Annotated in this window: 22 protein-coding genes, 1 tRNA gene and 1 pseudogene; 11 read left to right on the top strand and 13 right to left on the bottom strand. The window is 28.4% G+C overall.

Going from position 1 to position 23,144, the window contains the following annotated elements:
- Positions 1 to 10 precede the first annotated feature (10 nt).
- Positions 11 to 856 (bottom strand): fumarate hydratase, encoded by an 846-nt coding sequence (locus CSPT_RS03710; RefSeq protein ID WP_089182355.1) that lies wholly within the window; start codon positions 854 to 856, stop codon positions 11 to 13.
- A gap of 57 nt (positions 857 to 913) precedes the next feature.
- Positions 914 to 2,297 (bottom strand): annotated as a pseudogene (locus tag CSPT_RS03705) (anaerobic C4-dicarboxylate transporter).
- Positions 2,298 to 2,533: 236 nt separating this feature from the next.
- Here CSPT_RS03705 and CSPT_RS03700 point away from each other — a divergent pair.
- From CSPT_RS03700 to larB, 4 genes are read left to right on the top strand one after another with little or no spacing between them, the layout of a single operon-like run.
- Positions 2,534 to 3,784 (top strand): lactate racemase domain-containing protein, encoded by a 1,251-nt coding sequence (locus CSPT_RS03700; protein ID WP_089182354.1) that lies wholly within the window; start codon positions 2,534 to 2,536, stop codon positions 3,782 to 3,784.
- Positions 3,781 to 4,953 (top strand): nickel pincer cofactor biosynthesis protein LarC, encoded by a 1,173-nt coding sequence (larC, locus tag CSPT_RS03695; RefSeq protein WP_089182353.1) that lies wholly within the window; start codon positions 3,781 to 3,783, stop codon positions 4,951 to 4,953. Before CSPT_RS03700 ends, larC begins: the two co-directional genes overlap by 4 nt.
- Complete coding sequence (larE, locus tag CSPT_RS03690; RefSeq protein WP_309543854.1) at positions 4,925 to 5,707, top strand: ATP-dependent sacrificial sulfur transferase LarE; 783 nt, start codon at positions 4,925 to 4,927, stop codon at positions 5,705 to 5,707. Before larC ends, larE begins: the two co-directional genes overlap by 29 nt.
- Complete coding sequence (gene larB / locus CSPT_RS03685) at positions 5,704 to 6,444, top strand: nickel pincer cofactor biosynthesis protein LarB (protein WP_089182352.1); 741 nt, start codon at positions 5,704 to 5,706, stop codon at positions 6,442 to 6,444. Before larE ends, larB begins: the two co-directional genes overlap by 4 nt.
- 94 nt (positions 6,445 to 6,538) lie before the next feature.
- On the opposite strand, the gene CSPT_RS03680 is transcribed toward larB, so the two are convergent.
- On the bottom strand, positions 6,539 to 7,195 hold the full coding sequence (locus CSPT_RS03680) for a GntR family transcriptional regulator (RefSeq protein ID WP_089182351.1): 657 nt from the start codon (positions 7,193 to 7,195) through the stop codon (positions 6,539 to 6,541).
- A gap of 64 nt (positions 7,196 to 7,259) precedes the next feature.
- Positions 7,260 to 8,249 carry an asparaginase gene (locus CSPT_RS03675; RefSeq protein ID WP_089182350.1) on the bottom strand — a complete coding sequence of 330 codons (990 nt, stop codon included), beginning with the start codon at positions 8,247 to 8,249 and terminating at the stop codon, positions 7,260 to 7,262.
- Between the two features lie 142 nt (positions 8,250 to 8,391).
- Here CSPT_RS03675 and CSPT_RS09250 point away from each other — a divergent pair, with 142 nt between their 5' ends.
- Positions 8,392 to 9,054, top strand: a complete 663-nt coding sequence (locus CSPT_RS09250) for a hypothetical protein (RefSeq protein ID WP_235610085.1) — start codon at positions 8,392 to 8,394, stop codon at positions 9,052 to 9,054.
- A gap of 47 nt (positions 9,055 to 9,101) precedes the next feature.
- Positions 9,102 to 9,662, top strand: coding sequence for a hypothetical protein (locus CSPT_RS09245; RefSeq protein ID WP_235610084.1), 561 nt, complete (start codon positions 9,102 to 9,104; stop codon positions 9,660 to 9,662).
- Between the two features lie 477 nt (positions 9,663 to 10,139).
- On the opposite strand, the gene ftsZ is transcribed toward CSPT_RS09245, so the two are convergent.
- The 4 genes from ftsZ to CSPT_RS03650 form a co-directional block, all read right to left on the bottom strand.
- Positions 10,140 to 11,261 carry a cell division protein FtsZ gene (ftsZ, locus tag CSPT_RS03665; protein ID WP_089183309.1) on the bottom strand — a complete coding sequence of 374 codons (1,122 nt, stop codon included), beginning with the start codon at positions 11,259 to 11,261 and terminating at the stop codon, positions 10,140 to 10,142.
- A 13-nt stretch (positions 11,262 to 11,274) separates the two neighbouring features.
- Positions 11,275 to 12,747, bottom strand: a complete 1,473-nt coding sequence (gene ftsA, locus CSPT_RS03660; RefSeq protein ID WP_089182349.1) for a cell division protein FtsA — start codon at positions 12,745 to 12,747, stop codon at positions 11,275 to 11,277.
- Between the two features lie 6 nt (positions 12,748 to 12,753).
- The gene (locus CSPT_RS03655; RefSeq protein ID WP_089182348.1) at positions 12,754 to 14,208 is read right to left on the bottom strand and encodes a peptidylprolyl isomerase; all 1,455 of its coding nucleotides are present in this window, start codon (positions 14,206 to 14,208) and stop codon (positions 12,754 to 12,756) included.
- Between the two features lie 131 nt (positions 14,209 to 14,339).
- Positions 14,340 to 14,909, bottom strand: coding sequence for a class II aldolase and adducin N-terminal domain-containing protein (locus CSPT_RS03650; RefSeq protein ID WP_089182347.1), 570 nt, complete (start codon positions 14,907 to 14,909; stop codon positions 14,340 to 14,342).
- A 66-nt stretch (positions 14,910 to 14,975) separates the two neighbouring features.
- Here CSPT_RS03650 and rsmH point away from each other — a divergent pair, with 66 nt between their 5' ends.
- Together rsmH and CSPT_RS03640 are read left to right on the top strand one after the other, a co-directional pair.
- A complete protein-coding gene (rsmH, locus tag CSPT_RS03645) occupies positions 14,976 to 15,923 on the top strand; it encodes a 16S rRNA (cytosine(1402)-N(4))-methyltransferase RsmH (protein ID WP_089182346.1) in 948 nt (315 codons plus the stop codon).
- Entirely contained in the window at positions 15,907 to 16,212 is a 306-nt protein-coding gene (locus CSPT_RS03640) for a hypothetical protein (protein WP_089182345.1), read from the top strand. The genes rsmH and CSPT_RS03640 overlap by 17 nt, the downstream gene beginning before the upstream one ends.
- 2 nt (positions 16,213 to 16,214) lie before the next feature.
- Here CSPT_RS03640 and CSPT_RS03635 read toward each other — a convergent pair whose 3' ends face one another.
- Positions 16,215 to 16,706 carry a hypothetical protein gene (locus CSPT_RS03635; protein ID WP_089182344.1) on the bottom strand — a complete coding sequence of 164 codons (492 nt, stop codon included), beginning with the start codon at positions 16,704 to 16,706 and terminating at the stop codon, positions 16,215 to 16,217.
- A gap of 110 nt (positions 16,707 to 16,816) precedes the next feature.
- On the opposite strand from CSPT_RS03635, the gene CSPT_RS03630 reads away from it, so the two are divergent.
- The 3 genes from CSPT_RS03630 to CSPT_RS03615 all read left to right on the top strand — a co-directional run bounded on the left by CSPT_RS03630 (position 16,817) and on the right by CSPT_RS03615 (position 19,550).
- On the top strand, positions 16,817 to 17,683 hold the full coding sequence (locus CSPT_RS03630) for a D-amino acid aminotransferase (protein ID WP_089182343.1): 867 nt from the start codon (positions 16,817 to 16,819) through the stop codon (positions 17,681 to 17,683).
- A 1,439-nt stretch (positions 17,684 to 19,122) separates the two neighbouring features.
- Positions 19,123 to 19,425: a F0F1 ATP synthase subunit C gene (locus CSPT_RS03620; protein ID WP_033915787.1), complete on the top strand. Its 303-nt coding sequence runs from the start codon at positions 19,123 to 19,125 to the stop codon at positions 19,423 to 19,425.
- Between the two features lie 39 nt (positions 19,426 to 19,464).
- Positions 19,465 to 19,550: transfer RNA gene (locus CSPT_RS03615), tRNA-Leu, on the top strand.
- Positions 19,551 to 19,552: 2 nt separating this feature from the next.
- Here CSPT_RS03615 and CSPT_RS03610 read toward each other — a convergent pair.
- Genes CSPT_RS03610 through panB form a run of 4 tightly spaced genes read right to left on the bottom strand, consistent with a single transcriptional unit; the run spans position 19,553 to position 23,081 of the window.
- On the bottom strand, positions 19,553 to 20,596 hold the full coding sequence (locus tag CSPT_RS03610) for an AI-2E family transporter (protein ID WP_089182342.1): 1,044 nt from the start codon (positions 20,594 to 20,596) through the stop codon (positions 19,553 to 19,555).
- On the bottom strand, positions 20,580 to 21,593 hold the full coding sequence (gene ruvB, locus CSPT_RS03605) for a Holliday junction branch migration DNA helicase RuvB (RefSeq protein WP_089182341.1): 1,014 nt from the start codon (positions 21,591 to 21,593) through the stop codon (positions 20,580 to 20,582). Before ruvB ends, CSPT_RS03610 begins: the two co-directional genes overlap by 17 nt.
- On the bottom strand, positions 21,581 to 22,276 hold the full coding sequence (locus CSPT_RS03600; RefSeq protein WP_089182340.1) for a tetratricopeptide repeat protein: 696 nt from the start codon (positions 22,274 to 22,276) through the stop codon (positions 21,581 to 21,583). Before CSPT_RS03600 ends, ruvB begins: the two co-directional genes overlap by 13 nt.
- Before the next feature lie 10 nt (positions 22,277 to 22,286).
- Positions 22,287 to 23,081, bottom strand: a complete 795-nt coding sequence (gene panB, locus CSPT_RS03595; RefSeq protein ID WP_089182339.1) for a 3-methyl-2-oxobutanoate hydroxymethyltransferase — start codon at positions 23,079 to 23,081, stop codon at positions 22,287 to 22,289.
- Positions 23,082 to 23,144 lie beyond the last annotated feature (63 nt).

Raw genomic sequence — 23,144 nt, 5'->3', positions numbered from 1 at the left:
AATAATCTCCTTACAATTCAAATTCAGCATGTCTTGCTGCATGACAATTTATATTTATAGCCACAGGAAGACCAGCTATATGAGTTGGATACCATTCTACATTTACTTTTAAAGCCGTAGTTGTACCACCAAGTCCTTGAGGTCCAACACCTGTTTTGTTAGCAAGCTCTAAAAGCTCTTCTTCAAATTTAGCATATCTTTCATCACTATTTTTACTATCAACAGATCTTGCAGCTGCAAATTTAGCTAAAAGTGCAGCTTTTTCCATAGTTCCACCAATTCCTACACCTATTACCATAGGAGGACAGGCATTTGGACCTGCTAGTTTAACAGCTTCTAAAAATACTTTTTTAACACCCTCTATACCATCAGCAGGGACAAGCATTTTAAGCACACTTTTATTCTCACTTCCAAAACCTTTCGGTGCTAATTTTATTTTAAAAACATCGCCTTTAACTATCCTTGTGTGGATAATAGCAGGGGTGTTATTACCTGTATTTTTTCTTTCAAATAAAGGATCATTTACAACCGATTTTCTAAGATAACCATCAATATATCCTTTTGAAACGCCTTCATTTATAGCATCTTCGATATATCCGCCCTCAACTTTTACATCTTGACCAATTTCTAAAAATACAACACTCATTCCAGTATCTTGACACAAAGCAACGCCAGTGTTAGCCGAAATTTCAGAATTTTGTATAATTTTTTCTATTATACTTTTTCCAAGAGGAGATTTTTCACTCTCTTTTGCCTTTAAAAAAGCTTCTTTCATATCAGGTGTAACGATACAGCAAGCTTCTTTGCATAACTTTGCAACATTTTCTACAATGTCATTATATTTAACTACTTTCATATTTTTCCTTTCTTTTAAATCAAAAGTCACGATAAAAACTATCATGACTTTTCAATATTAAAGATAACCATACATTTTAGCTAAAACATAGCCAGCAACACACGCAGTAAATACTCCTATTAATCCTGGAAGAATAAAACTATGATTGATAACATATTTTCCTATTTTTGTTGTTCCACTCCTATCAAACTGAATAGCAGCAAGATCGCTTGGATATGTTGGAAGTATGTAATAACCATAATTAGCCGCAGCAAACGCAATAACAATACCAGGATCAACTCCTATACTTAAAGCAAGTGGAACAAATGTAGCAACTGATGCTGCTTGAGAGTTTAGAAATTTACTAATTAAAATACCAATGATAATATAAGCCCATGGGAAAGCCTTTAGCCACTCACCTAAAGTTGCCGTCAAAAGATCCATATGAGCTTTAAACATAGTATCAGCCATCCATGAAATTCCATATATAGCAACTAATGCTATCATACCGCTTTGAAAAATCTCATTTTTTGAAATCTTAGATGATTTAATTCCTGAAACTATCATTATAATGGCCGCTGCTAAAAGCATAAAAATTTGTATAACAGGAGTCATTCCAAGTGGTTTCATAACACCTTTTGCATTAGGCCATGCAGGGCGAAGTTCATCAAAATATCCTACAAGTGCAACAATTGCAATTGCAGCTAGAAATATCCACATACAAACCCAATTTATTGTTGGAAGTTTTTTATCTAAAACAGTAGCAGTTTCACCATAAATATATTTTTTAAGATCAGAATTCTTAATTTTTTCTTGAAATTCTTCATCTTTATCTAAATCTTTTCCTCTAAACATTGACCAAAAGCCTATTGCAAAAACACCTATTAAAGTAGCTGGTATGGTGAGTTTTATTAAATCAACATAACTAGTAAATCCATCAATTATTACGCCACGATTTAAAATAATAGTAACCATAGAAACACCTACAACAGAAACAGGGCTTGCTATAACAGCTAATTGCGATGAAACTGTTGTAGCAGCTAATGGTCTTTCTGGTCTAACACCACTTTTAATAGCGATATCGTATATAATTGGTAGCAATGTATAAACAGTATGTCCTGTTCCGCATAGTATAGTAAGAATCCAGCCAATAACAGGAGCTAGAATACATATATGTTTTGGATTATTTCTCAAAACTTTTTCAGAAATCTGCAACATAACATCAAGCCCACCGCTTGCTTGCAATGTAGCACTTGCTACAACTACAGCCAATATCGTAAGAATAACATCAGTAGCAGGCTTTCCTGGTTGCAAGTTAAACCCAAAAACAAGTATTATTAATCCAATACCACCTAAAATACCAAGTGCCATACCACCCTTTTTGGCACCATAAAAATAAACAACCAAGCACAACAATTAATTGTATTATAAATTGTGCGCTTTCTCCTAAGCTAGACAACATAATATTCGCTCCCTATTTATTATAAAATATTTCATAATTATTCTATCATTTTATAAATTAAAAAAATCTTTAAATTTATAAAATAATACAATTTATTTATAATAAAATTATATTATATTTAATTAAACTATATTTTATGAAATAAATTATCGTATTAAAACAAAATATATTAAGTGTTTTTAAAGCAAAATAATAAGATAATTATAGCTAAATAAAATTTAAATTTAAGGGACAATATGAATATTTTTATAAACTATGGAAAATATGAAAAATTAGATTTAAATATAAACGAACAAAATTTAATAGGAATATATGAACCAAACTTAGTTGATAAATTTGATGAAAATGAAGCTATAAACAATGGCTTAAAAAATCCATTAAATCAAAAATCATTTGATAATTTTATAGATACAAAAGATAAAATTGTTATTATAGTAAACGATGGAACAAGACCAACTCCAACAGCTAAAATACTAAGTCAAATTTATCCAAAAATCAAAAATAAAAATAAAGTATTTATAATAGCAAATGGCTGCCACAGAGATCCAACCGAAGACGAATATGAAATGATTTTTTCAAAAGAAATTTATAAAGAGTTAAAACAAAAAAACGAAATTCACAGCCATAATGCAAAATTAGATAAAATGGTATATTTAGGTGAATCAAAAAATAAAACTCAAATGTATTTAAACGAAATAGTAGCAAATGCAAAAAAAGTTATAGTAATAGGCTCTGTTGAACCACATTATTTTGCAGGATACACAGGCGGAAGAAAATCATTTTTGCCTGGAACTGCGTCATATGAAACAATAACACAAAATCATAAATTGGCTCTTAGTCATGATGCAAAAGCTTTAAAACTTGATGGAAATCCAGTCCATGAAGATATGGTTGATGCGATGAAAGTTTTAAAAAATATAGATATTTTTGCAATAATGAGCGTTTTAGATAGAGAACATGAAATTTATTATGTCAGCACTGGAGATTTAAACGATTCATTTTATGATTGTATAAAAAAAGCAGATGAGGTTTTTTGTGTAAATATACCACAAAAAGCAGATATTGTAATATCTGTGGCACCATATCCAATGGATGTTGATTTATATCAATCTCAAAAAGCTATGGATAATGGAAAATTGGCCGTTAAAGATGGTGGTATATTAATAACAGTAGCAAAATGCAGAACCGGAATTGGACCTAAACCATTTTTTGATTTGATGGCTTCACAACCAACTGCGCAAAAAGTACTAGAAAAAATAAAACAAGAATACAAGCTTGGATACCATAAAGCTGCTAAAATGGCAGAAATTTCACTATATGCAAAAACTTGGGCTATTACCGATTTGAGTGATGAAGAGATGAAATCAGTCCATTTTAAACCATATCACAACTTACAAAAAGCTATGAACGACGCTTTTAAAGAACTTGGGAATGATGCCAAGGTTATAATTTTGCCAGCTGGCTCTATGACTGTTCCTAAAATATGAATATTTTATACTACGATTGTAATTCTGGCATAAGTGGGGATATGAATGTTGGTGCTATGCTTGAACTTGGCGTTAGCTTTGAAATTTTACAAAATGAACTTTCAAAGCTAAATTTGAATGATGAGTTTAAAATATCACACAAAAAAGTGATTAAATGCGACATAAGTGCAACTAAATTTGATGTTATTTGCACCAAGCAGTATACAAATCCAAGAACTTTTAGAGAGATAAAAAACATAATACTAAACTCATCTTTATCTGATTTTGTAAAAGAAAAATCCATTGATATTTTTAAGATTATAGCAGGTGCTGAGGCAAAAGTTCATAATATGAATTTAGAAGATATTCATTTTCATGAAATAGGAGCAATAGATTCAATAGTTGATATAGTCGCTTGTGGAATATGTTTGGAACAATTACAAGTTGATGAAATTTATAGTTCTCATATAGAACTTGGTGGTGGAGTTATACAATGCGAACATGGGGTTTTAAACGCACCAGCTCCTGCAACTTGTGAAATATTAAAAAATATTCCAATAAGTTTAGGAAAAACAAATTTTGAACTCACAACTCCAACTGGTGCTGCTATAATAAAGTCTTTGGTTAAAAATTTTAATCAAATACAAAATTTTGAAATTCAAAAAATAGGATATGGTGCTGGAAAAAAGGATTTAAATTTCCCAAATTTATTAAGAATAATGCTGTGTAAAAAAGATACAAATCAAATTTATCAAACTATAATAGAAACAAATGTTGATGATATGAGTGGAGAAGATTTTTCATATGTATATGAAAAACTTTTAAATGGCGGTGCTTTGGATGTTTTTAGTAACGCCATTTTTATGAAAAAAGGAAGAATTGGCTTTAAACTTTCCGTGCTATGCAACAATAAAGATGTGAAAAAATTAAAAGATATTATATTTAATCATACCTCATCTATAGGAACCAGAGAGTATCAGATAAAAAAAACTGAATTAAAAAGAGAAATTTTACAAATTTCTACAAAATATGGGAAAATTAATATTAAAGTATCAAAAATAGATGAAAAAAATTATAGAATAAAACCGGAATTTGATGATTGCAAAAAAGCAGCCATAAACCACAATGTTCCAATAAGTAAAATCAAAGAAGAAATTCTAAATGAATATAGAAAAATTAGAAAATCTTAAACAAAATATCTCAAATTTAGAAAATTTAATAGTCGCTTTTTCAGGCGGAGTTGATAGTTCGTTTTTATCAAAAGTAGCAAGCGATCTGCTTGGAAAAAAATTTCTAGCTATAACCATTGATACTATGTATATGTCACGTAGAGAAATAAACGAAGCCATTAATTTTGCAAAAAAATATAAAATTAATCACAAAATTGTAAAAATAAAAAATATAAAAAGTATAGAAAATAATCCTAAAAATAGATGTTATTTGTGCAAAAAAGAGATTTTCTTAACACTGCTAAACAAAGCTTGTGAGCTTGGTTTTTCCAATATAGCAGATGGCACAAACAAGGATGATTTAAACGAATATAGACCGGGCTTGAAAGTCATAAAAGAGCTTGGAATTTTATCGCCATTAAAAGAGTTTAGTAAATTAGAAATAAGAGAATTTTCTAAAATACTAAATTTAGAAACTTACAACAAACCATCATCACCATGTCTTTTAACAAGAATGCCACACGATTATAAATTTAGCACAATAGAGATAAATTCAATTGAAAATATTGAAAATTTACTTAAAAAAAGTGGATATAAAGAAGTAAGAGCTAGGTTTGATGGGAAAGATATAAAAATTGAAATGCCATATAATCAAATGGCTGTGTTTATACAAGATAGAAATTTTAAAAATATAATTAAATCGATAAATAATTTTATAGAAAATGGTCAAATTTTGCTTGATTTAAAAGGTATGAGAGGAGAAATATTATTTTGAATAAAGAAAAAATATTAAAATTAATAAACGATATAAAAAATGATAATATAAGCAGTGATGAAGTGATAAAAATTCTTAAAAATTACCCATTTCATGATATTGGTTGCGCCAAAATAGATAAACAAAGAGTGCTCAGAAATGGTAATTCTGAAATTATTTATGGGGCTCAAAAAACTAAGGATGAAATTTTAGCAATAACAAAAAATATGAACGATGAAAATATATTAATAACAAGAAGTAATGTTGAGGTTTTTAATGAACTAAAAAATCATCATAAAAATATTAAATTTAATGACAGAGGCAAAATAATAACTATCATAAACAAAGAAATAAAACAAACAAAGAGCTATATAGCAATAGTTTCAGCAGGGGCATCTGATAGTTTTGTAGTTGAAGAAGCCTATGAAACAGCGATTTTTCTAGGAAATAAAGCCATAAAAATCATAGATGTTGGAGTTGCTGGAATCAACAGACTTTTTCTAAAACTTGATGAGATACAAAAAGCAAAAGTTTTAATAGTTGTAGCTGGAATGGAAGGGGCTTTGCCAAGTGTTATTGCGGGACTTGTTAATTCTCCCATAATAGCAGTTCCTACAAGTGTTGGTTATGGAGCGAATTTTAGAGGAATTTCTGCTTTGTTATCAATGCTAAATAGTTGCTCAAATGGAATCAGCGTTGTAAATATAGATAATGGTTTTGGCGCTGCATATAATGCAAGCATAATCAATCATATGTAAATTTATAATAAAAAATAAGAAACACAATAAAAATTAATTAGTATATTTATCTTATTAATTGAAATTTATTGCTAATATAATTAAATAATTTAAATCATATTTTTGATGTATTTTTTATAGCTTCAAAAAGTATTTCTTTTGTTTTTCTTGTGTGAGATATTGACTCATAAAGTAATTTTTCTAAATCTTTATTTTTGTAAGCTTGGATGATTTTTTTATGCTCATTATTTGATATACTTATATGCTTATTGTTGTATGATAATGATAAAGAAACATATGGTATTGATGAAGTCATTAAATCTTCAACAATACTAAAAATTCTTCTTCCAGATTGATTTTCCCAAAAACATTTATGAAATTCAGCATTTAGTATTGCCCATTTGTTTAAGTCAGAACACTTTTCAATCTCAGATTGTATATCTATAGCTTTTTTGAAATTTTTTTCATCATAACTTTTAAAAGCATCTTTCATAATTTTTTCTTCTAACAAAATTCTAAGTTCATAAATATCATTAGCATCTTTGTAACATAACTCTTTTACTATTGCACCTTTATATGGATCAAAATTTATAAATCCTTTTGCTGCTAAAATTTTTAAAGCTTCTCTTACTGGAGTTGCACTTACGCTAAATTTTTGAGAAATTTCATTTTGTCTAAGCCTATCTCCTGTTTTTATTTTTCCACTTAAAATATCTTTACTTAAATTATCAACTATAAAATCAGTAGTTGTTCTGGGTCTTTCGCTATACATACACACATCCTAATTATATTTTGTATAGCGAAATTATACTATATATAATGAAAATATAAAATACTTATATTAAATTATTAAAATTTTCAAATTCATCTTTTATTTCTTTTAAATCCATTTTATTTGAAATTAAAACCATAAGCAACAATCTAGCCTTTATTGCAGATAGCCATCCAGACATAATACAACCTTGATTTATCAAATCAATTTCTGAACCTTTATACCCATATGTTTTTGTAGCACAAATCCCAGTTTCTGCTCTTGATGCTATTACTATCGGTAAATTTATATCCTTTATTATATCTGACATATCATAAGATACATGTCCGGCACCAACTCCATTTATAATAATTCCATCGAACTTAGCATCAGTTAATAACCTAATTGTTCGTGCATCATTGTCTATACAACTTGTAATAATTTCTATTTTTGGAAAGATAGAATCATTAAATTTATAAATTTTTCTATTACCAGCATGAGTTATATATTTTACGCAATTTTCTACTACAACACCTTGAATTCCTGCATTTATAGATATAAATGTTTGTATAGAAAAAGTATTACTTTTATGAACCCATTTTGCACTATGGATAGTATCATTTAATACAACTAATACACCCCTATTTTTACTTTCTTCGCTTAAAGCAGTAAGAACACTAGCATATATATTTCCTGCTCCATCTGGACTAATATTATCTGGATTTCTCATTGCCCCAGTTATGATTAATGGAATTTCTTCATCCCATATTAAATTTAAGAAAAATGCACTTTCTTCAATAGTATCTGTTCCTTGCGTTATAATAACTCCATTTGCACCACTTTTAATTTGTTCTTTTGCCCATTTAAAAATCTCCAATAAATGCTTGATTTTTAAACTTCCGCTTGGTAAAGAAAGAATGGTTTTGGCATGTATTTGTGCTATTTGTTTTAATGATGGAATGACATTTACTAAGTCATCTGCACCAAAAGTAGGTATTGCACCATTATTATTTCCATTTGAACTCATACAAATTGTTCCGCCTAATGCACCTATTGAAATTTTAGGCTTAATCATTTTTTTCTCCTTTAGTTTTAATATTTTTTTGTATTGTAACATATTTTATTATTTTTTATATAATATATTAAATATTATATATAATTTTTAAAATTTTATTGTATAATGCCAAATATTTAAAGTACATTTCAAAGGAGTAAAAATGTTAGTTGCAGCACAATGTGTTATGATTTTCACACTTTTATTGATGATTAGCGGAAAAACTCCACTATACACAACAGCAATAGTTGGATCTGCGATTAGTGCAATAGTAGCTGGTTTTCCTATTACTGGTGCAAAAGATGTTGTTTCTCTAACATCACTGATTAATAGTAGTTTAAATCCAGTTATAGCTGATATGACTGGTATTTTAATGTTTATAGGTGTTATGCAAGCAAGCGGTTTTATGGATGTTATAATTTTTAGTATAGTTAGACTTGGTAATAAATTAGGTGGTGGTGCTGGTGTAGCGACTGCAGGTGGAATCTCGGCTGGTGTTATAGGTATGCTGACTGGATTTACACAGCCAGCAATAACTGCCGTAATTACAGGAACAGCCTCTACAAAACTTGGCGTAGATCCAAATAAATCTGCTGGGATTCATGGTCATGCTGGAATTTTAGGTAACTATGGTGGTTTTACACATCCAACACAAGTTGCAGTAGTTGCTGTATCTAATATCGGATTTGGTATGATAAATGTTATAGGAACTATAATTAGTCTTTGTGTTTTTGCTTGTGCTTTTATAAGACAAAAAAGACAACAAAAACGGGATGGAATTTTTATTTCAGATGAAGATAAGAAAAAAATTGCAAAAGAATTTTAAAACAGTTCAAATAATATAAAGCTTTTTTACCTTTTGTAATACTTTTTATGGGATTTATAGCTGGCTTTCCAGTATTTATAGTCGGTATAACAAGTGCAATAATTACAATTTTACTATCTATATTGACTTTTAAAAAAGGTGAAAAAGATATGTTAGAAGGTGTTAGCAAAATAGCAACACCCCTTGTTGCAACAATAGGATTTTTATTTATGAGTGGAGTTATAGACAAAATAGGATTAGCTAATTTAATAGGTGAAATTTTTACACCTATGTTAACTTACGCCTCACTTCAAAGTATGCTTTTAGTATCCGCTCTTGCTGGTTTTGTAACACAAAGCAACGCTGCATCAGTTGCTATAAATATACCATTTTTACAAGCAGCACTTGCTTTAGATACTACTACACCATTAGGACTTGCAGTTATGGCTGCCGGCGGTAGTGCTATGACACAATATTATCTAACTGGAGGTCCTGTAGCTGCACTTGCTACTGTTATACCAGTTATTCCAAATTCTGATTTAAAAACAGCAAATAAATTTCAAAGACCCAATATGATTTTTGGATTATTCATACTATTTATTGCGTCACTAGTCTTTTCTATTCTATAAAATTTTAATATTTGGTGATTAATCTAAATCGCCAAATTAAATTATAATCTTTATATCAATATTTCTAAATTCTATTTTATCATTTATAATAGATATGAAAAAGCCAATTTTTATAATTATTGATAAATATATAAAATAAATATTTATTAGTATATAATAATTTTTATTTAAAAAAATACTTTTTAAATAAAATAATCTTTACTTTGTCGCAATAGTTCTCGATACCAAATAATGCTAATACTTCATATAACTATCTCATACAAAATAATTTCACAATAAAATTTATCAATTTTAAATTTATTGAGAATTTTATTTATGGAATTTGACTTAAATTTCATAAATTTTTTATAAAACTAATAATTTATCATTCATAATTTAACTAACAAATTTAAATAATAAAAAAATATTATGTTTTTTATAATATAAAATATCATAGCAATGAACCATGATATTTTATAAGAGGAGAGTTAAAAGAATTTAATCCATATTATATCTAGTATAGGCAGGTCTATCTAAATCTTGAGCTATATCAAATTCATCATATCCGCCACTAACTTTTAATCTTAGCAAACTTTCTGGTTTTTTAATTTCAGCTTCAGATGGTTTTAATTCTTCGTTTTTACCTTTAAAACCAGTTGCTATTATAGTAACTTCAACTTTATTATCTACTACATTTGAATCAGTTGTTGTTCCAAATATAATTATAGCATCTTCATCAGCAGCTTCATGAACCAAATTCATTGCAGCAGTTATCTCAAAAAGTGAGCATTGTGGACCAATTTTAAAATGCACAAGAACGCCAACTGCACCATCTATAGATGAATTATCTAAAAGAGGAGATGATATGGCTTCTTTTATAGCTTCATTTGCGGCATCTTCTCCATCGCTAACACCAACACCAATGATGGCTAATCCTCTATTTGACATAACTTTTCTAACATCTGCAAAGTCAACATTTACATCACTTTCACCATGTTCTAATATAACAGAATACATACCACAAACAGCTTTAGCTAAAACACTATCAACCATTTTAAAGCAATCTTTTAAACTAGCTTTTTTATCAACCAATCCAAGTAGTTTTTCATTTGGTATGATAATAACGGAATTACACTCTTTTTTAAATTCTTCAATACCATTTAAAGCTATTGTTTTACGCTTTTTGCCCTCAAAAGGAAATGGAGTTGTTACAACACCTATGGTTAATGCATTGATTTCTTGGGCAATACTTGCTATTATAGGAGCTGCACCAGTTCCAGTTCCTCCACCAAAACCAGCTGCTATAAAAACTATATCAGAATATTCTAATGCACTTTTTATCTCATCTCTACTTTCTTCGGCCGAATTTTTTCCAACATCTGGAGTCATTCCAGCACCAAGACCTCTTGTAAGCTTTTCTCCAAGTTGAATTTTAGTTTTAGCAAATGATCCATCTAAAGCTTGTGCATCAGTATTTGCAACTATTAAATCAACTTGCTCTACATTTGCCCCCTCTCTTATAATATGATTTATCATATTACCGCCGCCGCCGCCAACACCTATAACCTTAATCTTAGCTCCGTATGTTTTTTTATTTTCTTCAACAGTAAAATTGCCCATATGTAATTCTCCTCTAAAAAATTTGTCCAAGTTTTTGCCAAATTTTAGCAAATATGTTAAGTTCCATCTCTTCTTTTGGTAAGCCTATGTCCGGATGTCCTTTTTTTAAACCGCTTAAAACACCGCTTTTGTCTTCTTTTATGTTTTTAATTTCATTTTCATTTTTATCATTATCTTTAGTAAATTTAGAAAAATCGTTGTTGTTATTTTCATATTCAAAATTTGAAATATCAAATTTTGAACTCTTTGCGTTATTTAAAGACGCATTAAATTCACCTTTATATCTCATATTTCCATTTGAATCTATCTCATATGGCGTAAATTGACCAGCTCCATACATACATAAACCAATGGCACAAGAATTTTCAGGATCTCTTAAAACTTCAACTAATCCAGAAAGCTCTCTTGGTTTTGCCATTCTAACAGGCATATTATTAAACACAGCACAAGCAAGTTCATAAATTCCGTCTAATTTTGTCATACCACCAGTTAATACAATTCCAGCACTTGCAAGATTTTTCAAATTTGTTTTTTCAAGCATTTTGGCAAGTATCATTAAGGTTTCTTCAGCTCTTGCATAAATAACTTTTTCAATAACATTTAAAGAAACTTCATGCATTGATTGTTCATTTGCAAGAACTGGAAGCTCTATAATATCACTTCCTTGAAGTTTTAAATCTCTATATTTTAGTTTAACATTTTCAGCATTTACCATAGGCGTATGAAGAGCCACGGAAAGATCTGTTGTAATATTTACAGAACCAACACTCAAAAATTCATTTGATCTTATTGAATTTCCAGAATGAATAACCATATTACAAGTTGCACCGCCCATATCTATAAGAACTGCACCAAGTTCTTTTTCATCTTTATTTAAAGTTGCTATTGAAGATGCATAACCAGATAATACTATATTATCAACAGCAATTCCCGCATTTTCTATAACTTTTTTAAGATTTGCAAGAGTTCCAACTTGAACTAAAATTATATGCGTTGAAACTTCCAATCTAGATCCACACATACCAAGTGGATCTTCTATATCATTTTGTTCTTCAACTTTAAAATTATATGGCAAAACATGTAATTTCTCATAATTTGGAGGAATTGTAGCATTATACATAGCTGTTTTAATGGCTCTACTTATTTGATTTATACCTATATTTGAACCATTTGCGTTATTTTTTTCATTTTTATCACTTTTTGTATTGCTTATTGTTATAACACCAACACTATCTACGCTTTTTACATAAGCACCACTAACAGAAACCACAACCTTATCACACTGTGCACCAGATATCAAAGATGCTTGTTCGTAAGCTTGTTTGATAGACTTTGAGGCTAGCTCTATGTTTGTTATTACACCTTTTTTTATGCCCTCAGAAGGTGCTTTGCCAATGCCTGTAATTTTTAGTTCATTATCACTGTTTAACTCGGCACTAACAGCTCTTATATGAACTGAGCCAATATCTAGCCCTAATATCGTCATAATATACTACCTTTTATAATATTGTTCAATTTTATAACGTTTTAACAACGAGCTTACAAGATCTGAATTTAACTCATCATTTATCAAACTATTTGAACTTTGTGTTAGCATATCTTTATACTCAACTAACTTGTTATTGTTAAGCAAATTTTGTTCCAAAATTTCGTATACTATAGCTTTTTTATCTAAAAGAATATAACCTTTTTTGTTAGTTTGTTCAAATAACTGTGAAACAAAAATTTGAAACTCACTCTCAGTAATATTATCAAAACTTTTTTTCGTATCTCTACTTATAAAACCAATATCTTTTCCAGAAAAATTCTCTAAAGATTTTTTTGCTTTATCTTCTAAACTTTTCTTTGTTATTTTTGCCATGTATATATCCATAGTATCGTTTCTTGCATCTTCATAAGTTTTAGGCTTTGGCAAATTTACTTTTTCAACTTTAGCTATTAAATAACCATTATCATATTCAAATGGTTTTAATATATCGTTAGCTTTTGCATTTTCTAACTCTACAACAGGAAAAGTTGCATTACTTTCTTTTACAAGTAAGTTTTGATTAGCAATATTTGTATCTTTTTTAAACTCAACATATTTTTCTAGAGCTATTTTTCTAGTTTCTTTCATATTGTAATCTTGTTTAACACTATCTTTCACTTCTTTATACTCTAATATTTTATCATTAATATCTCTATAGTTTCCTCTATTTTCATCATAGAATGCAAGTAGTTCAGTTTCATTTAAATCAACATTTATACTAGGAATATAAAGAGCTTTGAGCTCATAACTTTTCTCTGTTTGAAATTTATTTTTATTTTCTTCCCAAGTTTTTTTAAGTCCTTCTTCATTTATGCTAACATTTTTATCTGGCGTTACAACATCTATAGCCACCCTATCTTGCATAAAAAAAGAAGAAGCTAACATTTCAATATCATCTTTTGATGATGGGATATTTAATGCATTAAATAGTTTTTGCAATAATATTGTCTTTTTTAAACTCTCTTCAAATTTTGCTGGTTTAATACCATTTGTTTTAAGTATATTCTCGTAAAGAGATCTATCAAAAACACCATCTTTTTGAAAATTTACATCTTTTATTATACTATTAGCTATATCTTTTTCGCTCACTCTTATACCTATATCATCAGCATAATTTAAAAGCAAACTTTCTTGTATTAAATTTTGCAAAGCAATGTTGTCAAGACCCATCTGCTCTGCTTGTTCTTTTGTAAATTTCCCATCAAACATATTGTTATAATAATTGTAAAAATTAGAATACCTTTGTTGAAATTCTTCTATACTAACAGTTCTATGACCTACTTTTGCAACAGATTTTGATCTATCTGAATTAAAATCATAAGCACCCCAACCAACAAAACCAGCACCAACAAAAGCTATAGTACTTATCCATATAGTAACAACCAGATATTTCTTATTTTTTTGCATCCATGTTATCATAATAAATTTTTCCCTTTACTAACAAATACAAATAATCAATTCAATATTTTATATAATTTAGTGTTTAAAAAAGCTTAAATTCGGCATTATATTTTAAAATATTTAAACTTTTTTACTAACAAGAAAGTTAGTTAAATTTTACTTAAATTTAATAACTTACAACTATTTTCAAGTACTGCTATATTTTTTGCAAGCTCATATATAGTCCTGCCATAGCAAAATATTCCATAACCTTTTATAACTATGACATTTGTATTTTTTTCTATCATATATCTATAAATTTCAATGCTAGCTCTTTCATACCAATCATCAAACTGCTTTGGATCGTAAATTTCAATGTTATTAAAATTTATAGCACCATAGTAATCTTTTGGGACTATAGCACTATTATTTAAACTATAAGCTATTACATTTGGCGGCATTGCATAACATACATATTTTGCCTCATAAATGTTTTTATATATATTGTAGTGAGTATAACTATCAATACTTGCTTCATTCCATCTATAGTCTTTTTGTGATGTTAAAATAATCAAATCATCTTTTCGCAAACTATCAAAAACTGCATTTTTTTTATTTATTATAAATTTATCTTGCTCTAATCTTGCAGAAATTGAACCATGGAAAATCCCTAAAAAACCTTTTCTAAACATAGAAAGCGACATTTTTTGAATTTCTTCTAAATAGTAATCAAAATACATTTTTAACCTTATTTAACTTTAATTTGATATTATACTACATTTATTTTACTTATTTAGGTTTTAAATTTGAAAATTCCTCATATTCCTGTTTTAAAAGATGAAATTTTATCTTTTTTTTCTAACATTAAAAACGGTATTATTTTAGACTGCACACTTGGATATGGCGGACACAGCGAGGCTTTACTTAAAACTTGCAAAGATATAAAGATTATTGCTTGTGATCGAGACATAGAAGCTATAAATTTCTCACTAAATAGACTTGAGCCATACAAACATAGAGTTGATATACATAAAGATACATACTCAAATATACTAAATTATATTAAGCAAGACGATATACATAATGTTAAAGGAATTTTGGCAGATATTGGCGTTTCATCATTACAACTTGATAAAAATTCAAGAGGTTTTGGATTAAATAGTGATATTTTAGATATGAGAATGGATAGTGATTTAAGTATGAGTGCTTATGATGTTGTAAATTCGTATTCTTTCGAAGATTTAAGTGATATTTTATATAAATTTGGAGAACTTAATAACGCAAGAAAAATTGCTCAAGCTATAATCAATCAAAGAAAAATTTCAAATATAACCTCAGCAAAAAATTTAGCAAATTTAGTAAATAAATTTAAGATTAAAGGCAGAAATATAGACACCGCTATTTTGGTTTTTCAAGCCATAAGAATAGAGGTAAATAAAGAACTCGATGAACTAGAAAATTTACTAAATAACATTGAAAAAAGTAACATAAATGAGTGTTTTTTGGCTATAATAACATTTCATTCACTAGAAGATAGGATAGTTAAAAACAAATTTAAGCAATGGTCAAAAAGCTGTATTTGTCCAGAATTTGTTTTAAAATGTGAATGCGGAAATAATCACAACATTGGATACTTGCTAAACAAAAAACCAATAGTGGCGTCACACAATGAGTTAAAAGAAAATTCTCGTAGTTCTAGTGCAAAATTAAGAGTGTTTTATATAAACAGAGGAAAAAATGAACGACAAAAATGACAATATCCAAGATAAACAAACTCTATTAGAAGCAAATAGGATATCAAATTTACAGCAAAATGGCATAAATTTTAAAGATTTTATTATAGTTATTCTTGGGATGTTTGTTTTATTATTGATATTTTTAATGAAAATAGGCATAACAAATAAAGTTTATTATATAAGCAGAGACATATCAGAGATAAACAGCAAAATAGAAGTTTTAAAAGAAGAAAATAGAGAACTTAACTCAACCCTGCAAGCAATTAAATTTAAAAATCAGATATTAAACCCGCTATCAATACCATAAAATCAAGATTTGGAAATCTTACTCATAACATATTTTTGCATATCTCTTCTTTGAATTTCTTCTTTTAGTGCGTTATTATAAATTTCTTCTACTTTTTTAGAATATTTTTCATATGGAAAAAATGGAAAATGATTTTCCCAAGCTTTTTTTATAAGAACCAAACTTATATTTTTTCTAGCCCAAATTTTAAACACATCAAAACAAAAAACCATACCAATCGTGCTAATAACTACAATTATTATAAGTAAATGAAAATTTAAAGTTGTAAAAAATTTATGCATTAGTAAAGTAACAAAAAGTAACACAAAGATAGTAAAAAGTGCAAACAAACCATACAATGATGTATATTTAAATCTAAAATTTAGCTTTGATGGATCTATGAGCATATTTTCGTTGTATAAAGAATTTGCCTCTAAAAGATCCAAAAAAAGAACTGGTTTTTTAGATACTAAAAAAACATTTTTTAATATAAAAGTTTTGATTTTGCTAAACATTTTTTATAAAGCCTTATTAAATTTTGATACTACGCTAAAACTATAGCAAAAAAATCGTAACAAATAGTTTAAAATTTGATACAATGATAAAAAAACAAAAAGGATAATCAATGTTTAGTGAAAATATAGTTTTTTTAAATGGCGAATTTGTGGATAAAAATGAAGCTAAAATTAGCGTTTTTGATAGAGGTTTTATATTTGGCGATGGGGTTTATGAAGTAGTTCCGATAGTAAATTCTAAACTAGTAGATAAAGCGGCTTTTTGGGAAAGATTTGAAAATTCTATGAAATCAATAGAATTAAAACTTCCTTATACAAAAGATGAATTTGAAGATAGTGTATTAAAACAACTTATAGAAAAAAATAATATACAAGAAGGTGGAATATACATACAAATCACAAGAGGCGTAGCACAAAGAGAATTTTATTTTGTTAAAAATTTAAAACCGACAGTAATGGCTTATATCTTTAAAGCAAATGTTTTAGAAAATGAATTAACTAAAACCGGCATAGAAACGATAAGTGTTCCTGATATAAGATGGAAAAAAAGAAATATCAAATCAATCTCGCTACTTGGTCAGTGTATAGCAAAAGAACTTGCACATAAAGCCGGAGTTTATGAATGCTTTATGACTGAAAACGGACATGTTACAGAATGCTCTAGTTCAAGTGCTTTTATCATCAAAAACGATACTCTTATAACAAAAGCACTTTCAAATGAAATTTTACCTGGTATAAGAAGAGCCAAAATAATCAACATAGCAAAAAATATAGGACTTAGTGTAGAAGAAAGGAATTTCACTATGCAAGAAGTATATGAAGCAGATGAAGTGTTTATAAGTGCTGCTACGATTATATTATTACCTGTTATAAAAGCTGACGATAAGCTTATAAATGATGGAAAAACAGGTAAATATACTATAAAATTAAGAGAAATTTACGCACAAGCATTAAAAGAAGAAGCCGGAGTAATGTAAAAATTCATTCAAAAAATTCTCTTATATCGCACTTAAAAAGCTTTGAAAGTTTTAAAAGATGAAGAAGATTAAATCTTTTTGAGTGTGCATTATTTTCCATGTTTGCATAAAAGCCACTTGATGCTTGACCTATGCTTAAAGCAGTTTCAAGTTAGCTAAAACCTTTTTCAATTCTTTTCTTTTTTACATTATTTGCTATATTTTTAAAAAATTCTTCATTTTCTTTTTCTGTTGTTATATTATGCAAATTTACAAAGCGTAAATATTAATTCAAAACAACTTAAGCTTTTTATTTAAGCTATATGTTATTTTTAAAGTTTTTTACAAATCTAATAAATAAGCATTTTTTTATTTTTATTTATAAAAACAATAGAAAAAACATTACAATAGTTAAATAATTAAAAATATGTTACAAAAAGTAGTATACTAAAAAATAAAACCAAAAAACATATCGCTTTAAAATTATTTTTATTTTTAATTAAATTATTTACAACTTAACATTTTATAATTTAGTTTATTGATATTTTGATTTTTTATTTAATATTTAGTATTATCTTAATTTGAAGTTTATGAATTTTGTTTGAAATCTTCAAAAATTTTATTTGATTTTATGGATAATTTATATTTATCTAACATGGAAATATAAAGAGATAAAAACCATCATATTTAAGCAAATCTCCTCTAAAGTAGTTGTATTTTTAAGCCGTAAATTTTCATAGTGTTTAAGTAAATCCATATCATAATTTTTAAATAACATAGATATCAAAATAATATCTTCTTTATCTCTGCTATAACTATCAACCAGTTTATCAGAAAATCTATATTCATCTAATTATAAATTCCTTTAATGCAGTTCCACTAGCTATATATAGTCAAATTTGACTTTTAGCAAGTAAATTTATTAAGTTTATATAAATTTAAAAACTCCAATTTCTACTCCTTATTTAATATGAGCTATCAATATATAAAATTTATCAAGAAATCAAGACATTTTTTAAATATCTATAATTAAAATCTCTCTTTGAGTTTTAATTGCTTTTCTTTTACTCTATTGCCCCAATAAAGATAAATCTCTTATCATAAAAGTTAAATTTTGAAAAATAGCATCAAATATAATATTTGTTATTAATTTTTTATATATAGTATTTCTGGCGTAAGTGTTGTATTTTTCCAATAACATTTATTTATTATTTCCAAGGCTATATCTTTTTTGTCCATTTATCACTATTGGTTTTCATAATTAATAATACAAAAATCATATTTATTTTAATATAAAATTTGAAAAGAGCACAATAAAAGCTTTATAAATCAGCTTTTACACTGGTAATATTAATATAATTAATCAAAACAAAAGGAAATATTGTATAGAATTAAAACTTGCGAAGTTTTAAGTAGGGGTAATGATCCGAACTAACTTTAGCTTTTTATGGAGGTATAGTATGAAAAAGATAGTTTTTCTACTTGTTGCATTAACTGGTTTTGCATTTGCAGCTGATGGCGAGATGATTAGATCATATTCTGTTTTAGCTGCTGGCTTAGGCTTAGGTATCGCTGCTTTAGGTGGTGCTATAGGTATGGGAAATACAGCTGCTGCTACCATTTCTGGAACAGCTAGAAACCCAGGAATTGGCGGTAAATTAACAACAACTATGTTTATTGCTCTTGCGATGATTGAAGCACAAGTTATTTATGCTTTGGTTGTTGCACTTATAATCCTTTATGCTAACCCGCTACTAGGCTAGTATTTACTTCCCGCAAATTTGCGGGAAAATCTATTTTGTGCGATCATGGTGGAATTGGTAGACACGCTATCTTGAGGGGGTAGTGCACTCCGTGTGTGCGAGTTCAAATCTCGCTGATCGCACCATATCAAACTTCTTTATCGTTTAATATCATATATAGTTTTAGTGTTGATAGGAAAAAAGTAACAATTGCAGGTCCTAATATGATTCCCCAAAATCCAAAAGTTGATATTCCTGCAAACATAGAGAAAAATATCAGCAATTCATTTATATTTGCAGGTTTTTCTACCATTTTTTTGTTTATAAAAGCTATTATTAGAGGTTTTATAAAGTTATCTGCTATTGTTGATATAACAACAATACTATAAACCAATATAACAATACCGCCAACCAAATTACCTTGAGTCATTTCAAAAATAGTAATAGGGACATAAACAAGTGCACCACCAACTACTGGTATGAGTGAAGCAAATGCAAACAAAACGCCAGTAAGCAGCGGATTATAACCATATACACTAGAAATTATCGCAAAAAGTGAGCCTTGTAAAACAACATTGATGATAGTTGAATATATAACAACACTCATTGTATTGGCAAGCTCTGAAAATATAAAATCCAAATCATTTTTTTCCATTGGCATTATATCTTTTATAAATTTAATCAAAAAAGGACCGTATAAATTTGCAAAAAAGTAAAATACAACAATAAGTCCCATATCTATAACGAAATTTGCACTAGATTTGCCTATAATACCTATATAATCTATAGATTTACTAATTAGTGCTTTTATGTCTATACTAGAAATGAATGCCTTTATTCTTGGCTCTAAAAAAGAAAAACTATCCGGCAAATTAGAACTAAAATTTTTAATATTTTCTATAATAGCCGAAATATTATTCATATCTATCTCACTAGCGTGTTTTGCTAAAGAAATAACAGCATAAATAAGCGGAACTAAGAAAAATACACACAATAATATTGTTATAAGAATAGCCGAAATGATCTTTTTTCCATTTGTTATTTTTATAATCTTTTGTTCCAAACTAGCAGTAGAAACAGCCATCAAAACACCTATAGCTATAGTGAGCAAAAATGACTTAAAAAGATACAACACACAGCAAGATACAAATAGTATAATTGCTATAAAAAATTTATTATTTGTTGTTTTCATCAAAAAGACCTTGTATATGTTTTATGCCAAAAAAAGATAGAGTTTTTGCACTAGCTATCCTACCTTTTGCAGTTCTTTGTATATATCCATTTGCTAACAAATATGGTTCTATAACATCTTCGACCGTTCTTTCATCTTCACTAAGCGCCGCTGATATAGTGCCAAGACCTATTGGTTTATTGGATGAAGCTAAGACATTTAAATATTTAATATCTTTTTCATCAAAACCAATATCGTTTATACCAAGGGCATTAAGGGCTTCTTTTGCTCTACTTTCAGTTATTTCATCTTCATGATTAACCTCAGCAAAATCCCTAATACGCTTTAACAATCTCAAGGCTATTCTAGGTGTACCGCGAGATCTTTTTGCTATTTCAAGAGCAGCTTTTTCATCACATATTTTATCTAATTTCAAAGAAGCACTTTGTATGATTTTGCAAAGCTCACTATCTTTATAAAACTGCAACCTAAAATCCATACCAAACCTATCTCTAAGAGGAGCAGATATCATTCCAGCTCGAGTTGTTGCTCCTATGAGAGTAAATTTTGGTATATCTATTTTTATAGTTTGAGCAGCAGGACCTGAGCCTATAATGATATCAAGTCTAAAATCCTCCATTGCTGGATATAAAATTTCTTCTATTGCAGGAGACAACCGATGAATTTCATCAATAAAAAGCACATCGCCTAACTGCAAATTTGTAAGAATTGCAGCCAAATCTCCGCTTTTTTCTATAGTAGGAGCAGAAACCATTTTTATATTTGAGTTCATTTCATTTGCTATTATACAAGCAAGAGTAGTTTTACCTAAACCAGGAGGACCATAAAAAAGCACATGATCTAAAGATTCTTCTCTTTTTTGAGCTGCTTTTATAAAAACTTTTAAATTTCCTTTTATTTTTTCTTGACCGACATAATTATCAAAAGAAGTTGGTCTAAGAGAGCTCTCATATTCGCTTTCAAAAGTTGTTTTTTCTATCTCTACTATTCTATCCATTTATCTCTTCTATTTTTTATATGATTTTTTAAAAAATCATCCCCGGAAAGTTCTTTTTCGTATTTACAACCTTGTTTATGACCTAATTCACAACCTTTTTTAAAATACTCTATTGCTTTTGTAAAATCTCTTTTTACGCTAAAGCCATTAGCATACATTCCGCCAACATTTGTACATCCCATAGCATTTAACAGCTTACAACCTTTTTCATAATATTCATAAGCTTTGTTAAGACTTTGTGTAACTCCTTGTGCATTTTCATACTGAAAACCCGCACTCGTACAAGAATAACCATCTCCTAATTCACAAGCTTTTTCAAAATTTTTTAAGGCTTGCGCTAAATCATCTTTGCTAGATTTACCACCTTTATATTGAGATATAGCTAAATTTTTACAACCCAAAGTATCATTTAAATCACAAGCTTTTTTATATAAACTCATAGCCTTTTTCTCATCTTTTTTATAACCCAAATCATCATTATCAAAAATAAAGCCTAAATTTGTGCAACTTTGTGCATCTTTGTTATCACATAATTTACTCCAAATATCATGTGCTTCTTTAAATTTGCCCTTATTGTAGTATTCGTAAGCTTTATCAAATTCATTTTGATTTTTTAAACCATCAAAAGCAACCAAATCAATTGCAAACATTAAAAACAAACTTACGATAATACTGATTTTCATAATATTTCCTTTATTTATTATATTCAAAATTTTCACTTGGAAAAAGCGAATTTTTCACTTCATCTTTGTATGATTTAACAGCTTGTTTAACTAAAGTCGCACCATTTAAATACTGCTTTACAAATTTTGGTTTAAACTCTTCAAATAAACCAAGCATATCAGACCACGCTAAAACCTGCCCATCAACATGCAAACCGCTTCCTATACCTATTACAGGAACTGGGACTTGTTTTGAAATTTCAGCCGCAACGCTACTTAAAGTTCCCTCCAAGACAAAACAAAAAACACCGGCTTCACATATAGCAAAAGCATCATCTAAAAGAGCGTTTAGCCCATTTTCGCCTCGCCCTTTTATCTTATAACCGCCTTCTAATCTAACTTTTTGAGGCATAAGTCCTATATGCCCTACTACACTTATACCATTATCACAAAGTGCTTTTATATGTTCTGATATATTTTTGCCGCCTTCTATTTTTACGGCATCACAAGATGCTTCCTTATACATTCTAATGGCATTTTTCACAGTTTGTTTTACATTTGTTGTACTACCAAATGGCATATCAGTAACTATAAAACTATTTTTAGCACCATTTTTTACAGCTTTTGTATGATAAATCATTTCATCTACCGTTGCATTAATAGTGTCATTTTCGCCTTTAAAACTCATATTTAAACTATCGCCAATCAAAATCATATCAGCAAATTCGTCAAACAATCTTGCAAAAAGTGCATCATAAGCAGTTATCATTACTATTTTTTCTCTGTTTTTTTTAGAAACAATATCAGCTATACTAAGTTTTTTCACATTTTCTCCACGATAAATTATTCAAAATTATTTTATCAAAAAATAACTATAATAGCACTGAAA

Source organism: Campylobacter sputorum subsp. sputorum (genome assembly GCF_008245005.1).
Lineage (GTDB): Bacteria > Campylobacterota > Campylobacteria > Campylobacterales > Campylobacteraceae > Campylobacter_F > Campylobacter_F sputorum.
Note: the sequence above shows the minus strand (reverse complement) of the source record. Positions and strands in the feature narration are given on the sequence as shown.

Excerpts from the sequence above, each read along its gene's own strand:
- CSPT_RS03710 (WP_089182355.1), bottom strand. The coding sequence starts at position 856 with ATGAAAGTAGTTAAATATAATGACATTGTAGAAAATGTTGCAAAGTTA.
- CSPT_RS03700 (WP_089182354.1), top strand. The coding sequence starts at position 2,534 with ATGAATATTTTTATAAACTATGGAAAATATGAAAAATTAGATTTAAAT.
- larC (WP_089182353.1), top strand. The coding sequence starts at position 3,781 with ATGAATATTTTATACTACGATTGTAATTCTGGCATAAGTGGGGATATG.
- larE (WP_309543854.1), top strand. The coding sequence starts at position 4,925 with ATGAATATAGAAAAATTAGAAAATCTTAAACAAAATATCTCAAATTTA.
- CSPT_RS03680 (WP_089182351.1), bottom strand. The coding sequence starts at position 7,195 with ATGTATAGCGAAAGACCCAGAACAACTACTGATTTTATAGTTGATAAT.
- CSPT_RS03675 (WP_089182350.1), bottom strand. The coding sequence starts at position 8,249 with ATGATTAAGCCTAAAATTTCAATAGGTGCATTAGGCGGAACAATTTGT.
- CSPT_RS09250 (WP_235610085.1), top strand. The coding sequence starts at position 8,392 with ATGTTAGTTGCAGCACAATGTGTTATGATTTTCACACTTTTATTGATG.
- CSPT_RS09245 (WP_235610084.1), top strand. The coding sequence starts at position 9,102 with ATGGGATTTATAGCTGGCTTTCCAGTATTTATAGTCGGTATAACAAGT.
- ftsZ (WP_089183309.1), bottom strand. The coding sequence starts at position 11,261 with ATGGGCAATTTTACTGTTGAAGAAAATAAAAAAACATACGGAGCTAAG.
- ftsA (WP_089182349.1), bottom strand. The coding sequence starts at position 12,747 with ATGACGATATTAGGGCTAGATATTGGCTCAGTTCATATAAGAGCTGTT.
- CSPT_RS03655 (WP_089182348.1), bottom strand. The coding sequence starts at position 14,208 with ATGATAACATGGATGCAAAAAAATAAGAAATATCTGGTTGTTACTATA.
- CSPT_RS03650 (WP_089182347.1), bottom strand. The coding sequence starts at position 14,909 with ATGTATTTTGATTACTATTTAGAAGAAATTCAAAAAATGTCGCTTTCT.
- CSPT_RS03640 (WP_089182345.1), top strand. The coding sequence starts at position 15,907 with ATGAACGACAAAAATGACAATATCCAAGATAAACAAACTCTATTAGAA.
- CSPT_RS03635 (WP_089182344.1), bottom strand. The coding sequence starts at position 16,706 with ATGTTTAGCAAAATCAAAACTTTTATATTAAAAAATGTTTTTTTAGTA.
- CSPT_RS03630 (WP_089182343.1), top strand. The coding sequence starts at position 16,817 with ATGTTTAGTGAAAATATAGTTTTTTTAAATGGCGAATTTGTGGATAAA.
- CSPT_RS03620 (WP_033915787.1), top strand. The coding sequence starts at position 19,123 with ATGAAAAAGATAGTTTTTCTACTTGTTGCATTAACTGGTTTTGCATTT.
- CSPT_RS03610 (WP_089182342.1), bottom strand. The coding sequence starts at position 20,596 with ATGAAAACAACAAATAATAAATTTTTTATAGCAATTATACTATTTGTA.
- ruvB (WP_089182341.1), bottom strand. The coding sequence starts at position 21,593 with ATGGATAGAATAGTAGAGATAGAAAAAACAACTTTTGAAAGCGAATAT.
- CSPT_RS03600 (WP_089182340.1), bottom strand. The coding sequence starts at position 22,276 with ATGAAAATCAGTATTATCGTAAGTTTGTTTTTAATGTTTGCAATTGAT.